This window comes from Streptomyces sp. NBC_01217 (genome assembly GCF_035994185.1).
GTDB lineage: Bacteria > Actinomycetota > Actinomycetes > Streptomycetales > Streptomycetaceae > Streptomyces.
In genome coordinates, this window is record NZ_CP108538.1 from 1,170,936 (window position 1) to 1,186,187 (window position 15,252).

General features: G+C 70.4%; 11 protein-coding genes and 1 pseudogene. 3 read left to right on the forward strand and 9 right to left on the reverse strand.

The window, feature by feature from the left end:
* Nucleotides 1-63: 63 nt before the first annotated feature.
* The 7 genes and pseudogenes from OG507_RS04940 to OG507_RS04970 all read right to left on the reverse strand — a co-directional run bounded on the left by OG507_RS04940 (nt 64) and on the right by OG507_RS04970 (nt 9,795).
* Nucleotides 64-1,615 (reverse strand): annotated as a pseudogene (locus tag OG507_RS04940) (sodium:solute symporter family protein).
* 43 nt (nt 1,616-1,658) lie between these two features.
* Complete coding sequence (locus OG507_RS04945; RefSeq protein ID WP_327365899.1) at nt 1,659-2,927, reverse strand: glucarate dehydratase family protein; 1,269 nt, start codon at nt 2,925-2,927, stop codon at nt 1,659-1,661.
* Nucleotides 2,928-2,965: 38 nt separating this feature from the next.
* Complete coding sequence (locus tag OG507_RS04950; protein WP_327365900.1) at nt 2,966-4,063, reverse strand: endo-1,4-beta-xylanase; 1,098 nt, start codon at nt 4,061-4,063, stop codon at nt 2,966-2,968.
* 184 nt (nt 4,064-4,247) lie between these two features.
* Nucleotides 4,248-6,665 (reverse strand): glycoside hydrolase family 3 N-terminal domain-containing protein, encoded by a 2,418-nt coding sequence (locus tag OG507_RS04955; RefSeq protein ID WP_327365901.1) that lies wholly within the window; start codon nt 6,663-6,665, stop codon nt 4,248-4,250.
* Between the two features lie 52 nt (nt 6,666-6,717).
* Complete coding sequence (locus tag OG507_RS04960; protein ID WP_327365902.1) at nt 6,718-7,611, reverse strand: carbohydrate ABC transporter permease; 894 nt, start codon at nt 7,609-7,611, stop codon at nt 6,718-6,720.
* Between the two features lie 4 nt (nt 7,612-7,615).
* Nucleotides 7,616-8,545, reverse strand: a complete 930-nt coding sequence (locus OG507_RS04965; RefSeq protein WP_327365903.1) for a carbohydrate ABC transporter permease — start codon at nt 8,543-8,545, stop codon at nt 7,616-7,618.
* Nucleotides 8,546-8,547: 2 nt separating this feature from the next.
* Nucleotides 8,548-9,795, reverse strand: coding sequence for an extracellular solute-binding protein (locus OG507_RS04970; protein WP_327365904.1), 1,248 nt, complete (start codon nt 9,793-9,795; stop codon nt 8,548-8,550).
* 213 nt (nt 9,796-10,008) lie between these two features.
* On the opposite strand from OG507_RS04970, the gene OG507_RS04975 reads away from it, so the two are divergent.
* Nucleotides 10,009-11,067, forward strand: coding sequence for a LacI family DNA-binding transcriptional regulator (locus OG507_RS04975; RefSeq protein WP_327365905.1), 1,059 nt, complete (start codon nt 10,009-10,011; stop codon nt 11,065-11,067).
* 92 nt (nt 11,068-11,159) lie between these two features.
* On the opposite strand, the gene OG507_RS04980 is transcribed toward OG507_RS04975, so the two are convergent.
* On the reverse strand, nt 11,160-11,876 hold the full coding sequence (locus tag OG507_RS04980) for a cupin domain-containing protein (protein ID WP_327365906.1): 717 nt from the start codon (nt 11,874-11,876) through the stop codon (nt 11,160-11,162).
* Nucleotides 11,877-12,079: 203 nt separating this feature from the next.
* Between OG507_RS04980 and OG507_RS04985 the strand changes: the two genes are divergently transcribed.
* Nucleotides 12,080-13,168, forward strand: coding sequence for a WD40/YVTN/BNR-like repeat-containing protein (locus tag OG507_RS04985; RefSeq protein ID WP_327365907.1), 1,089 nt, complete (start codon nt 12,080-12,082; stop codon nt 13,166-13,168).
* A 63-nt stretch (nt 13,169-13,231) separates the two neighbouring features.
* Here OG507_RS04985 and OG507_RS04990 read toward each other — a convergent pair whose 3' ends face one another.
* The gene (locus tag OG507_RS04990; RefSeq protein ID WP_327365908.1) at nt 13,232-13,909 is read right to left on the reverse strand and encodes a uracil-DNA glycosylase; all 678 of its coding nucleotides are present in this window, start codon (nt 13,907-13,909) and stop codon (nt 13,232-13,234) included.
* Nucleotides 13,910-14,115: 206 nt separating this feature from the next.
* On the opposite strand from OG507_RS04990, the gene OG507_RS04995 reads away from it, so the two are divergent.
* Complete coding sequence (locus OG507_RS04995; protein WP_327365909.1) at nt 14,116-15,144, forward strand: N-acetylglucosamine kinase; 1,029 nt, start codon at nt 14,116-14,118, stop codon at nt 15,142-15,144.
* Nucleotides 15,145-15,252 lie beyond the last annotated feature (108 nt).

Consider the following 15,252-nt stretch of genomic DNA (forward strand, 5'->3'; position numbering starts at 1 on the left):
ATGACAAATGGGTCGCGTGTGTGCCTTGACGAGTTGTTCCTTGGCGTCTTGGAGTGCGCCCTGTCAGTCCACCGCGCCGGGCACGGCCGGCTGAGGCACCGGAGCCGCCGTCATGTCGCCGTCACCGCCCGGTGAGGGCGACACCGCGGCCACGATCGCGTCGGCCGTGTCGTCGGCCTCCGGGAGGAGCAGGCCGACAGCGACGTACACCACAAGCGAAATCACCAGTGGGGTCACGATGATGACGGTCTGGTCCGTGCTCTCAAGCACGAACCTCACCAGGCCGTAGCCCAGCAGCCCCAGCGCCCAGCAGCCCCAGCGCCCAGGAGGACAGGGCGGCCCTGGGCCCGCACTTGTGGAAGAGGGGCAGCAGGCCGAGCAGCATCGGGATGGAGATCGGACCCATCACGGCCGCGACCAGGCCGACGATGATGCCCAGCACCCCGCCGAAGTGATCCGCCTCGATGGCGACGACCATGCTGATGGTGATGAAGACGACCGTGCACACCCGGGCGATGAGCAGCCCGGTCGCCGGAGCCGGGTTCCTGGCGCCGCGCACGACCGCGGGGATGATGTCGCGGGTGACGACCGCGGACACGGCGTTGGCGTCCGAGGAGGCCATGGCCATGGTGTGCGAGAACATCCCCGCCAGGGTCAGCCCCACCAGTCCGGCGGGCAGGTACGACTCCGCCATCAGCGCGTAGATCTTCTGCGGGTCGGCCACGTCCGGCAGCAGCACGGCCGCGGCGACGGGCGGGAACAGCAGCACCGCCGGCCACACCACGTACAGCAGCGCGGAGAGCCCGGCCGAACGGCGGGCGGCCTTCGGGGTGTCCGTGGCCATGTAGCGCTGGGCCAGGTTCCACATGCCGCCGTTGTACTCGAAGAGCTTCACGACGACGTACGCGCCGAGGAACGTCGCGGTGTACGGACCGACCAGCGGGTGGCCGTGCCCCTCGGGCAGCCGGTGCCAGATGGTGCCGAGGCCCGCGATGCCGTCGCCGAGCCGGTCCAGGACCACCCAGACCATGGCGAGCGCCGCGACGCCCTGGATGACGAACTGCCCGAAGTCGGTGAGGGCGTCGGCCCACAGACCGCCCACGGTGCAGTACAGCAGGGTGACGATGCCGGTGATCAGGATGCCGGCCGTCATCGACATCCCGTTGAACACATTGAGCAGAACGGCCACCGACGCCCACTTGGCGGCCACGTCGAACACCTTCAGCAGTGCCCCGCTCCAGGCGAGCGCCTGCTGAGTGGGTACGTTGTACCGCTTGGCCAGGGACTCCAGCGGCGAGGCGACCGCGTAACGCTGCCGCAGCCGGTTCCAGCGCGGGGCGAACAGCCAGGCGCCCACCGCGGTTCCCAGCGCGAGCGGCAGGAACGCCCATACGTAGACGGTGATTCCGTAGCTGTAGGCGATGGCCGCGTAGGCGACGAACACCGCGGCGCTGTACCCGGACATGTGGTGGGAGATGCCGGACAGCCACCAGGGCATCCGGCCGCCACCGGTGAAGTAGTCGCTCACATCACCGACGCGCCGGTGCGACCAGAGGCCGATGAGCAGCATCACCAGGAAATAGCCGCCCAGGGCGACCCAGTCGAGCGGGGCCATAAAAGCTCCTTCCTGCGTCGTGGGACACGGCCGGGGGCCGGATTCACCAACGGGGGGTCTTCTTCTCGTAGGCGGGGTCGATGCGGCGCATGTAGCCGGTGTCGTCCCGGTCGCGCAGACCGCAGGTGAGGTACTGCTCGTGGAGCCGGGCGAGCGCGTCCCGGTCGAGCGTGACGCCGAGCCCCGGGCCCTTGGGAACCCGCACGGACCCGTCGGCGAAGGCGAGTGCGCCCTCCTCCACGACCTCCTCGGTCTTCCACGGCCAGTGGGTGTCACAGGCGTAGGTGAGGTTCGGTGTGGCGGCCGCCAGGTGGGTCATCGCGGCCAGGCTGATCCCCAGATGCGAGTTGGAGTGCATCGACAGCCCCAGGGAGAAGGTGTCGCAGATTCCGGAGAGCAGCCTGGAGCGGTGCAGACCGCCCCAGTAGTGGTGGTCGGAGAGCACCACCTGCACCGAACGCTGTGCCACCGCGGGCGCCAGGTGTTCGAAGGCGACGACGCACATGTTGGTGGCGAGCGGGATCGGGGTCTCCCGCGCGACCTGTGCCATGCCGTCCAGTCCGGGCGTCGGGTCCTCCAGGTATTCCAGGACGCCCTCCAGCCGGCGGGCCACTGCGACCGAGGTCTCCACGCCCCATGCCGCGTTGGGGTCGAGCCGCAGCGGCACTCCGGGGAAGGCCTCGCGCAGGGCCAGGACCGCCTCGGTCTCCTCTTCGGGCGGCCGTACACCGCCCTTGAGCTTGATCGCGGTGAAGCCGTACTCGGTGATCATGCGTCGTGCCTGGGCGACGATCGCCTCCGGGCCTAGCGCCTCGCCCCAGCCGTCGGGCTCGGCCCCGGGATGTCCGGCCCACTTGTAGAAGAGATAGGCGCTGAACGGTACGGAGTCCCGTACCGCGCCGCCGAGCAGATCGCTGACCGGCCGGCCGGCCGCCTTTCCCTGAAGGTCCAGGCAGGCCACCTCGAACGGGGAGAACACCCGGTCCGTTGCGCTGCTGGTGGTGATCATCCCGGTCAGTCCGGTGCCGCCCGCTCCGCTGTCGTGGCTCAGGACCCGGGCCACCGCGCGGTGCATCTCGCCCAGTGCGTACACGTCCATCCCCACGAGGGCGTCCGCGGCGGCCCGGAGTCGGCGCAGATGTCCTTCGTCGGCATAGGTCTCGCCGAGGCCGACGAGGCCCTGGTCGGTGTCGACCTCGACGATCGCCCGTAGCGCGAACGGTTCGTGCACGCCCACGGCGTTGAGCAGCGCGGGGTCGCGGAAGGCGACCGGGGTGATCCTCACTCCGGTGATCCGGAGGCTGTTCGTCATCGCGATGCCTTGTCCGTGCACCCCTTCGTCGCGCGCACTCAGTCCCGGCCCGCGGCGAGCTTCAGGTCCTGGCTCATGGCCTTGTACGCGGGCTTGGCGACGTAGTTCTCGTCGAAGATGTTCGCCGCGCCCTGGCCCTCGAAGGTGGACGGCACCCAGGAGTACTTGTCGGTGAAGCCCCAGACGGTGAAGTCGGTGCAGTGGCGGGTGAGCAGGCAGCCGCGCAGCAGTACGTCGTAGCCCTCGGCCTGTGCCTCCAGCTCGGTGCTGTCGACCGGCATCGGGATGCGGACGTCCGCCTCGGTGATCGCGGTCTCCAGGCCGAGGTCGTCGAAGCGCTTCATGTTGTCGGCGATGTCGTGCGGGGCGCTGTACTGGACGCCCAGGTGGCCCTGGATGCCGACGCCGTCGACCGGGACGTGCTGCTTGCGCAGCTGCACGACGAGGTCGTGGAGGGCGGTGCTCTTCGCGTTGACGCCCTCGATGTTGTAGTCGTTGATGAAGAGTTTGGCCTTGGGGTCGGCCTGGTGGGCCCAGCGGAAGGCGTCGGCGATGTAGCCGGGGCCGAGCTTCCGCAGCCAGATGCTGTCGCGCAGGGTGCCGTCGTCGTTGAAGGCCTCGTTGACGACGTCCCACTGCCAGATCCTGCCCTTGAAGTGGCCGACCTCGTCGGTGATGTGCTTGCGCAGGATGGCGCGCAGCTCATCGGGGGTGAAGTCGCCGTTGTTCAGCCAGGACGGGAGCTGGCTGTGCCAGACGAGCGTGTGGCCGCGGACGAGCTGGCCGTGGTCGCGGGCGAAGTCGACCAGGTCGTCGGCCGCTGCCCAGTCGTAGGTGCCGCGCTGCGGTTCGACGGCCTCCCACTTCATGGCGTTCTCCGGGGTGACCGAGGAGAACTCCCCCGCGACCTTGGCCCGGTAGGGAGCGTCGGTGGCCAGCGCGGACATGTCGACGGCCGTTCCGATGCGCAGATCGGCCCGCTTGCCTAGCCCCGCGAGGGTGGCTGCGGCATCGCCCTTCGGCTTGCTCCGGTGGCCCGACTGCTCGGGGCTGGCGGAGGCGCTGAGGGTGAGGGTGGAGACGAGCAGGGTCGCGGCGGCGGTGCCGACAACAAGTGCCCGAGTTGCCTTGCGCATGACAGATCCCTTCGTTGAACACGCCCCTCCCTGACCGGGGCCGGCGCGTGCGACGTATGCGGATACGACGTGCAGTTGAGGATGCGAAGTGGAGATTTCGAAAGTTTCGAGAGCCTCCCCGCACAGCCGGCGGGGAGGCCGAGATTCCGCGGGGAGGCTCTCGGAACGGAGGAAGGGCGGTGCGTCAGATCCCGGCCGGGGCCGGGTCCTGCGCCGCCTCCTCGACAGTGCTTTCGCAGACCAGCCGGCGACGGTGATCGACCGTGCGCTCGGGGCCGGTGAGCTTCAGCCGTACCGTCTGCCGGATGTCGGAGACGGCACTCGATGCGGCGAGCCGCAGTTCCAGATCGCCGGGCTCGACGATCCGTCGGCCGCCGATGCCGGTGAAGGACACCAGATCGGCGTGGAACCGGAAGCTGACCTTGCGGGCCTGCCCGGCGGCCAGCTGCACCCGGGCGTACCCGATGAGCCGCGCCTGCGGACGGGTGGTCTGGGCGACCGGGTCGTGGACGTACAGCTGCACGACCTCGGCGCCGTCTCGGTCACCGGTGTTGCGGACGGTGACCTCGATGTCGGCGGATCCGTCGGTGGGGATCTCGGCCGGAACGCTCTCGCCGGGCTCCCAGGAGAAGCTGGTGTAAGAGAGTCCGTGGCCGAAGGGGTGGAGCGGCGTCGGGTCGATGTTGCTGACACCGTTCGCCAGGCCCAGCGGCGGCTGGAGGTAGGTCCACGGCTGGCCGCCCGGAGCGTGCGGGACGCTGACGGGCAGCCGCCCGGAGGGGTTGACCCGCCCGGAGAGCACACCGGCCAGCGCCGGACCGCCCTCCTCGCCGGGGAAGAACGCCTGCACGGTGGCGGCCGTACGGTCGGCCCAGCGGCCCAGCGCGTACGGACGTCCCGTCAGCAGGACCAGGACCACCGGCTTCCCCGTGGCCAGCAGCGCGTCCAGCAGCTCGCCCTGAACACCGGGCAGGGACAGGTCGGCGGCGTCGCAGCCCTCACCGGAGGTGCCGCGGCCGAACAGTCCGGCCCGGTCGCCGAGCACGGCGACGCAGACATCGGCGTCCCGCGCGAGCTCCACGGCGGCCTCGATGCCGGAGGTGTCCGTGCCGTCCACCTCGCAGCCCTGTGCCGAGGAGAGCTTCGCCCCGGGGAACTCCTCACGCAGCGACTGGAGCACGGTCGGGATGTCGATCCCCATCGGCACCTCGGGGTGCGAGACACCGACATGGCTGGGGAAGGAGTAACAGCCGAGCATGGCCAGTGCGTCGTCGGCGCGCGGGCCGACGACAGCGATCCGGCCGTCGCCGCGCAGCGGGAGCGCGCCGGAGGGGTTGGCGAGCAGCACGACCGCCTCTTCCGCCAGCTTCCGGGCCAGGGCCCGGTTCTCCGGCGCGTCGAGGTCCACCGTCGCGCGGGCCTGCTCGGGGTCGGTGCCGGAAATCGTGGCCGGCAGCGGGGTCCAGTCGGGGTCGAGCAGTCCCAGTTCGCACTTCTGGAGCAGTACCCGGTGCAACGCCCGGTCGACCAGCTCCTCGGCGACGACGCCGTCCCGTACGGCGCTCACGAGCACCTCGCCGTAGCTGCGGACGGTGGGCAGTTCCACGTCGACCCCGGCGCTCAGCGCGAGGCGTGCCGCGTCGGCGCGGTCGGCGGCGACCTTGTGCAGGGTCTCCAGGAAGCCGATGCCGAAGTAGTCGGCGACGACGGTGCCGGTGAAGCCCCAGGTGTCCCGGAGGAGTCCGGTGAGCAGGGCCGGGTCGGCCGCCACGGGCACGCCGTCGATCTCCGCGTAGGAGTGCATCACCGAACGGGCGCCGCCTTCGCGCAGCGCCATCTCGAAGGGCGGGAGGGTGATGTCGGCCATCTCGCGCGCCCCGGCCCGGACCGGTGCGAGGTTGCGGGCGCCCGCCGATGCCGCGTACCCGGCGAAGTGCTTGAGGGTGGCGACGATGCCGGTGGACTCCAGGCCGCGGACGTAGGCGGTGGCGATCGTGGCGACGAGGTACGGGTCCTCGCCGATGGTCTCCTCGACGCGTCCCCAGCGCAGGTCGCGGACCACGTCGAGGACGGGGGCCAGTCCTTGGTGGATGCCCACCGACCGCATGTCGCGGCCGATCCGCCGGGCCATCTCGGCCACCAGCTCCGGGTCCCAGGACGCACCCCACGAAAGCGGTACGGGGTAGGCGGTGGCGCCCCATGCGGTGAAGCCCGCCAGGCACTCCTCGTGGGCGAGGGCGGGGATGCCGAACCGGCCGGCCTCGGTGATCCGGCTCTGGGCGCGGGCCAGTGCGACCGCTCCGACGCCGGGGTCGACCGGTGCGGTGCCGAACGGCCGGGTCAGCTGGCCGAGTCCGCGGGAGATGAGGTCCTCCCAGTCGACCGGGTCGACCATGTCGTTCTGGTGCGGTGCGACTCCGTCGCCTTCGGCGTCGGCGCCCACCCAGATTCCGTACAGCTGGGCGGCCTTCTCCTCCAGGGTCATCCGGGCGACGAGATCGGCCACCCGCTCCTCGGGGGCGAGCGAAGGGTCGCGCCAGGGGCCGTCGACTGCGGCAGCGGGTTCGGCCTGACGGGCATGCGGGACAGGGTGGATTGCCATGGCGGCAGGGGTTCCTCTCGTGAATGCGGTGGTACGGGGCGGCGTGGGAGTGCTACTTGCCGCCCACCCCCATCAGGCCGTTGATCAGCGCCCGCCGTGCCACGAGGTACACGGCGAAGATGGGCACCACGGAGAGGACGATCGCTGCCAGCACGGCGGGAATGTTCACTCCGAACTGGGTCATGAAGTTGAACAGGCCGAGGGTCAGTACGCGGTTCTCCTCCGACTGCGTCAGGATCAGCGGGAAGAGGAAGCCGTTCCAGGCCTGGAGCGCGGTGTAGATCGCGACCGTGCTGATGCCCGCCCTGGACATCGGGACGGCCAGCTGCAGCAGCATCCGTACGGGCGTGGCACCGTCGAGCGCCATCGCCTCGTACATCTCCTCGGACACATCGCGCATGGTGCCGCTGAGCACCAGCACGGCGACGGGCATCGCGAAGGCGGCGGTCGGCAGGATGATCGCGGGCAGGGTGTCGTAGAGCCCCATCTTGCCGATCAGCAGATAGAGCGGCACGATCACCGCCTGCGCCGGGATCGCCACGCCGAGCAGGAAGGTCCGGAAGGCGAGCGACGAGAGACGGCCGCGGGTGCGTACCGCCACGTAGGCGACCGGCACCGAGAGCACCAGCACGATGGCCACGGTGGCCACAGCGACGATCGCGGTGTTGCCCAGCATCGAGAGGAAGCCGCTGTGCAGCACGGTGTTGTAGTTGTCGAGCGTCGGATTCGTCGGGAAGGCCAGCGGATCGCCGTTGAGCGCCTCGTCCTGGTGCATCAGCGACGAGGAGATCAGCGTGTAGATCGGCACGATCACGATGACCAGCCAGATCAGCGAGCCCAGTCCGGCCACCGGGTTGCCGCGCGGCCTCCAGCGGCGGCGGGAGCCTGCGGGGCGGCGGACGGGGTGTGTCATCGCCGGGGCCGCGGAGCGGGTGTCGTATGACATCGCGTCACATACCTTCCCGGGTGGAGCGCATGTTCCCGAAGCCGCTGAAGCGGACGAGAATCAAGGACAGGCCGGTGGCCACGACGACGAGGGCGGTGGCGATGGCCGCCGCGTAGCCCAGGTCGTAGGTCTGGAATCCGGTCCGGTACATCAGATAGGGCAGGACCGTGGTGTCCGTGCCGGGACCGCCCTTGGTCATGATCAGCACGGTGTCGAAGTAGGTGAGCGAGCCGACGATCATCAGGACCGAAGAGGTCGTCACGGTGTTGCGCAGCTGCGGCAGCGTGATGTGGAAGAACTGCCGCACCATGCCGGCGCCGTCGATGGCGGCCGCCTGGTAGAGGACTTCCGGGATCTGCCGTGTTCCGCCCTGGTAGATCAGGGTGTGGAAGGGCATGAACTGCCAGCCGCCGACGAACGCCACGGTGAGCAGCGCCCCGGTGGACGAGCCCATGATGTTCGGGTCGATCCCGAACCAGGGGCCGATCTCCTTGATCACGCCGAAGTTGGGGTCCAGCAGGGCGTGGAAGAGCATCGCGATCGCGGTGGTGGAGAGCAGCAGCGGGATGAAGAAGATCGCTGAGAGCACGGTCCTGCTGCGCTGCCGGCCCGCCGCCCAGACACCGAGCAGCAGGGCCACGGGGGTCTGGAAGGCCCAGCTGACGGCGGTGAGCACCAGGCTCAGCCAGGCGGCCTGCCGGAACTCGGGGTCCTTGAACAGCCGGGTCCAGTTCTCCAGGCCGGCCGGGGTCGGGGAGTTGAGCCCGTCCCACTTGCAGAACGAGAGGTACACGGCGATCGCCAGCGGGACGATCGCGAAGACGGCGAAGAAGAGAATGCCGGGTACGGCCCAGCCGACCGGCGGGCGGCCGACGTTGCCGACGGCCGCCTTGCCCCTTCCGCTCGTCTTCGTGTGCGGAGTGTGGTGGGACATTTTTACTTGACGGCCTTCATTGCTGCGACGAACTGCTCAGGGGTGGACTTTCCGGCGAACAGCTTGCTGATCTCGGTGAGCAGCGGGGTGGCGTACTGGGACTCCAGCGCCTGGTCCCACGAGAGCGTGAAGCTCGGGGCCTTCTGGACCATCTGGTACTGGTCGGCGGCGAACTGCGGGTTGGGCGAGGTGCTCAGCATCGACTCGGCGTTGGAGGTGGTGGGGATGTCACCGTTGTCCACCAGAGCCTTGGCGTACTTCTCGGACGCCATCGTCTTCAGGAAGGCGATCGCGGCGTCCTTGTGCTTCGTGCGGGCGTTGACGGACCAGTAGTTGGTGGGGTTGCCCACCACGTTCGCCGCGTCGCCGACGCCGCCGGCCACCGTCGGGAAGGCGGTCCAGCCGAGGTCCTTCTTGGCGAACTCGGGCGCCTTGCCCAGCTGGGTCGAGTACTCCCACGAACCCATCAGGTGCATGGCGGCCTTGCCCTTGTTGAGGAGGGTGGGGGCGCCGCCGTTGCCGTAGTCGACCGAGTTGAAGTTCTTGCCGAACGCGCCCTCGTCGACGAGCTCCTTGACGGTCTGGGCCGCCTTGAGGACCGCCGGGTCGCCCCAGCCGGAGGTGTCGCCGTCCTGGATCTTCCGGAAGACGTCGGGGCCGCCGACCCGGTCCAGCAGGTACTCCATCCACATCAGCTCGGGCCACTTGTCGGAGCCGCCGAGCGCGAAGGGGGTGATGCCCTTGCCCTTGAAGGTGGTGATGGCCTTCTGCAGGTCCTCCCAGGTCTTGGGGGCCTGGAGGTTGTTCTCGGCGAAGAGCGTCTTGTTGTAGAAGAGCATCACGGGCTGCATGCCGCGCATCGGCACCCCGTAGATCTTCCCGTCGAGGCTGCCCGCCGCCATGATCGACGGGAGGAAGCCGTCCTTCAGCGTGGGGTCGTTCTTGACCGTGTCGCTGAGGTCGACCAGCTGCTTGGCGTCGACGTACGGCTTGATGGAGCCGCCGCCCCAGTTGAAGAAGACGTCCGGAGCGCTGGGCGAGCCCATGGAGCTGCGGAGCTTGTTCACGTAGTCGGTGCCGGGGACCGACACCAGCTTGACCTTGACCTTGGAGGTCTTGTTGAAGTCGTTGACCGCGGCCTGCTGAACCTTGACCGCGTCATCCCCGTACACGTAGGCGGTGATGGTGCCGCTGTCGCTGCCACCGGCCCCGCCGGAGCCGCAGCCGGCAAGCAGCCCAGCCATGACCATGGCCGCACCCGCCGCAGTCCATCTCGCTGTTCGCGTACCGTGAGTAAAAATGCCCGACCGCATGACCGCACCTCTGTCGAATGTTTCGGAGATTCGCTCGAATGTTGCCGGAACCGTACGATCGCGTTTCGGGCGCGTCAAGAGGTGTGGCGAGGTATTTTCCAAGCGGAGCCGACTGACCCTGCCAAGGCGGCGGGAGGCTAGGATTCCTGCATGAGCCCCGCAAAGGTCCATCCCCAACAGGAGAAGACGCCAATCGGCGAGTCGCCGGAAGGCGGTGCCACGCTGGCTGAAATCGCCCGGGCCGCCGGAGTCTCGGCTCCGACAGTTTCGAAGGTGCTGAACGGACGCGCCGACGTCGCCCCGGCCACGCGCACCAGGGTGGAGGAGCTGCTGCTGCTCCACGGCTACCGCCGCAGGCGCGGCTCCACGGCGCAGTCCCAGCTGATCGACCTGGTCTTCCACGAGCTGGACAGCGCCTGGGCCATGGAGGTCGTCCGCGGGGTGGAGAACGTCGCCCGGGAGGAAGGGCTGAGTCTGGTGCTCTCCGAGAGCGCCGGCCGGCTGACCCCGGGGCAGACCTGGGTGGACGGCGTGCTGGCCCGTCGGCCGGTCGGGGTGATCCTGGTGCTCTCGGACCTGACGGCCGCCCAGCGCGCCCAGCTGACCAGCCGCAACATCCCGTACGCCGTGGTCGACCCGGCGGGCGACCCGGGTGACGACGTGCCGTCGGTCGGGACCACCAACTGGCAGGGCGGGCTGGCGGCCACCCGCCATCTGACCGGGCTCGGACACCGTCGGATCGGCGTCGTCAGCGGCCCGTCCCGCATGATGTGCAGCCGCGCCCGCGTCGACGGCTACCGGGCGGCACTGGAGACCGCGGGCCTGCCCTTCGATCCGGAGCTGATCCGGGAGGGCGAGTTCCACCACGAGGACGGTTACGCGGCCGGTCTCGAACTCCTGCAACTGCCCGAGCCGCCCACCGCCCTGTTCGCGGGCAACGATCTCCAGGCCCTCGGCATCTACGAGGCAGCCCGCGAGCTGGGGCTGCGCATCCCGGAGGACCTCAGCGTCGTCGGGTTCGACGATCTGCCGCTCACCCGGTGGATCGGGCCGCCGCTGACCACGGTGCGCCAGCCGCTCATCGAGATGGCCGAGACGGCGGCCCGGCTGGTCCTCGACCTCGGCCGGGGCGACCGGCCCGCGACCACCCGGGTCGACCTCGCTACGAATCTGGTGGTACGCAGCAGCACCGCCCGGCCCCGCGACTGACCCCTGCGGCCCGCTTCCGCACCCCGCTCACCCGGTCGGGCCGCCGCGGGCCGGACCGGGCGCGCGTACCGCCCCGGTGACGCCGGGGCCGGTCAGCCGCGGTAGACGTCCAGCCGCCCGCACATGCCGAACCTTCCGTACGCGGAGGGCTGTTCGGCGTGCACACAGGCGTCGGCGAGGTAACCGCCTTCGCCGCGCGCCAGAGCGTCCAGCTGTCCGCCGGTCACCTCGGACGCCGCGGCGGCCCCCTGCTGCCATCGCCCCCGCCAGTCCTCGGTCCTCGGGCGTACGAGTGCGGCCGCGGCCCGGTGGAAGGCGGCGAGCGGTCCGGGATCGCCCGCCTCGGTGGCCCGGCGCAGTGCGAGGAAGCCCTCGACGGCGAGATCACGGCGGGTGCGGGCGGCCCGTTCCTGTTGCTCCTCGGAGCCGTCGGCGGGAAGGGTGACCGCCGCCCGGTAGGCGTCGGGGTCCGCAAGGCGGCCCGGCGGCAGGGTGAGTACGGCGTCACCGGCCTCGGGCAGCCCGCTGTTCTCCATGAGGACGACGATGCGCAGCCCGTCCTCGTTGACGAGGCGGTGGATCGTGCCGGGTGTGAACCAGACCAGGCCGCCCGGGGCCAGCGGCGTCTGCCGGAACCCCGACGCCGTGAGGGTCTGCACCGAGCCCCTGCCCCCGACCACCACGTACCCCTCGGAACAGGTGAGATGGAGATGAGGCGTCCCACCGCGCAGGCCGTCCACGGCGGGCCAGTCGTAGACCCGCAGGTGGGAGACGGCGACGGCGCCGGGCAGCCCTTCGAAGGTCGGCACAGCTGCTCCCCGCTCTCTCCGCGATGGCGCCCGGCAAGCCGTGAGGGCACCCAGCAAGCGCTTTCCACACCCCCTGCACCGTACCTTCGCCGACCGCGGGAGCAACAGGGTGCGGGTGTCCGGGGCTGGGCTGCGGGCCGCTGTCAGTGGCGGGGTGCAGACTGACCCGTATCCGGCACAACGGCGTTTCGGGAGGTTCGGTCATGACCGACGTACTGCTCACCGTGGGCACCCGCAAAGGACTCTTCATCGGCCGCAGGCGCGGCGGCTCCTGGGAGTTCGACGGCCCGCACTTCAATGCCCAGGCGATCTACTCGATCGCCATCGACACCCGCGGACAGGTCCCCCGGCTGCTGGTCGGCGGGGACAGCGCGCACTGGGGCCCATCGGTCTTCCGCTCCGACGACCTGGGCACCACCTGGATCGAACCACCACAACCGGCCGTGAAGTTCCCGCAGTTCACCGAGGCGTCGCTGGAGCGGGTCTGGCAGCTGCACCCGGCGGGCCCCGAGGCACCCGATGTCGTGTATGCGGGGACGGAGCCGGCGGCACTGTTCCGTTCCGAGGACGGCGGGGTGACCTTCGAGCTGGTCCGCCCGCTGTGGGAGCATCCGACGCGCTCGAAGTGGGTGCCGGGTGGGGGCGGCGAGGGTCTGCACACCATCCTCACGGACCGACGGGACGCCCGGGCCGTGACGGTCGCCGTCTCCACGGCCGGGGTGTTCCGCACCGAGAACGGCGGTGCGAGCTGGGCCCCGTCGAACAAGGGAGTGTCGGCGGTCTTCCTCCCCGACCCGAATCCGGAGTTCGGCCAGTGCGTCCACAAGGTGGCCCGGGACGCGATCGATCCCGACCGGCTCTATCTCCAGAACCACTGGGGCGTGTTCCGGAGCGACGACTCCGGGGACAACTGGACGGACATCGGCCGGGGCCTGCCCTCCGATTTCGGTTTCGCCGTGGCGGCGCACCCGCACCGTGCGGACACGGCGTACGTCTTCCCGATCAACGCCGACGCGGACCGCGTGCCGGCCGGGCGGCGCTGCCGGGTCTTCCGCACCGGCGACGCGGGCAGCAACTGGGAGCCCCTGTCGGCGGGCCTGCCCGAGGAGACGCATTACGGCACGGTGCTGCGCGACGCGCTCTGTACGGACGACGCCGACCCGGCGGGCGTCTACTTCGGCAATCGCAACGGCGAGGTGTACGCGAGCGCGGACGACGGGGACAGCTGGCAGCAACTCGCCTCGCATCTGCCGGATGTTCTCTGTGTCCGGGCGGCGGTCACCGGGGGCTGACCGGTCGGGAGGTTTCTTCCTCGCGACGGCCGCCGCCGGTCCCGGACCGGCGGCGGCCGTGCCTCAGGGCAGCTGCCAGTCCACCGGCTGGGCGCCCTGGCCGAGCAGGAGTTCGTTGGTGCGGCTGAACGGGCGCGAGCCGAAGAAACCGCGGTCCGCCGACATGGGCGAGGGGTGCGCGGACTCGATGGCCGGGAAGCCGTCGAGGAACGGTCGCAGATTACGGGCGTCGCGCCCCCACAGCACGGACACCAGCGGCTTGCCCCGCGCGGCCAGGGCCCGGATGGCCTGTTCGGTCACTTCCTCCCAACCCTTGCCCCGGTGCGCGCCGGGTTTACGGGGCGCCGTGGTGAGCGCCCTGTTCAGCAGCAGCACGCCCTGGCGCGTCCACGGCGTCAGATCGCCGTTGGAGGGCCGCGAAAGCCCCAGGTCCGTGTGCAGCTCACGGAAGATGTTCTCCAGACTCCCGGGCAGCTGACGGACCTCGGGGGCCACCGAGAAGCTCAGCCCCATGGCCATCCCGGGCGTCGGGTAGGGGTCCTGACCGACGATCAGGACCCTTACCTCGTCGAAGGGTTGCTGGAACGCGCGCAGTACGTTCGCGCCGGCCGGCAGATAGGTGCGGCCGGCTGCTACCTCCGCACGGAGGAAATCGCCCATCGCTGCGATGCGCCCGGCCACAGGGGCGAGCGCCTCGGCCCATCCGGGCTCGACTACTTCATTCAACGGTCGTGGTGCCACAAAACATCACTCTACCGGCGTACACGACCCGCTCACCGCCGATGTGTTGGCTTCCGCGGCCGGTCCCCCGTACGCGCCGAATCCCGTCTTCGGAGCACGGGATAGGCTGCCGCCGTCATTCCCCTGTTTTCCCGTTCCCATCCCCTTCCCTTACCGTCCCTCCCCGTCCCTTCCCGTCCCTTCCCGTTCTCTCCTGGAGCCGGTTCATGAGCTCACGCAAGCGTTCACCGGGGCCGTTCGTGCTCGGTGTGGACTCGGGCGGCTCCGGGCTGCGGGTGGCGCTGGGCACCGTCGGCACGCCCGCCCCGGTGGACACGACGGTGTGCGCCGAGCCGGTACGCACCGGACCTGCGGGGATCGATGCGGGCCATCTGCTGGAGCAACTGCTGCCCGCCGCCGGCCGGCTGCTGGAGCAGCACGGCGGCGGTGACGGCTCCCCGATCGCCGCCGTGGCGATCGGCGCCGCCGGTATGGCGACGCTCGGCGGGCAGCTGCGCGCCGAGCTGCCTTCGGCCCTGGAGGGCGCACTCGGCGTGCGCCGGCTCGCTCTCGCCGCCGATGCGGTGACCGCGTACGCGGGCGCGGTCGGTCAGCGCCCGGGAGCGGTCGTCGCGGCGGGCACGGGCATGATCGCGCTGGGCACGGATCTGCTGAGCTGGCGCCGGGCCGACGGCTGGGGGCATCTGCTGGGTGACAGCGGCGGAGGCGCCTGGATCGGGCGGGCCGGGCTCGACGCGGCCATGCGCGCCCATGACGGGCGGCGCGGCGGGTCCGCCGCGCTGCTGGCCCGGCTGGAGGCGGTGTTCGGGCCGGCGCCGGAGCTGCCGGGGCTGCTCTATCCGCGTACGGACCGGCCTGCCGTACTGGCCTCGTTCGCACCCGAGGTCGCCGCGTGCGCCGGGCACGATCCGATCGCCGCGGGCATTCTGCGCCAGGCCGCCGGACATATCGCGGAGGCGGCCGCGGCGGTGTGCCCGAAGGCCGGGGCCGACGACGAACCGTGCGAAGTGGCCCTGACGGGCGGCCTGTTCCGGATGGGCGATCCGCTGCTCGTGCCGCTGGGGGAGGAGTTGTCCCGGCAGATCCCGCAGGCACGGACGGTCCCCGGTTCGGGTGATCCACTGACCGGTGCGCTGTCCATCGCCCAGGCGCTGGCGGCCGGGGATCTGCAACTGCCCCGCCATCCGACGCTGCTCTGCGTACCCGGTGACGGGCCTGGGCAGGAGTCCTCATAGGGGGCGACAGAGCAGGACAGTCGATAAGTAAGCCTCTCATCGGATAAAAGCGGACAGATAACGCCCTGCTGGGCCCTCCCCGAACAGGGAGCCACCCAAAACCAGTAG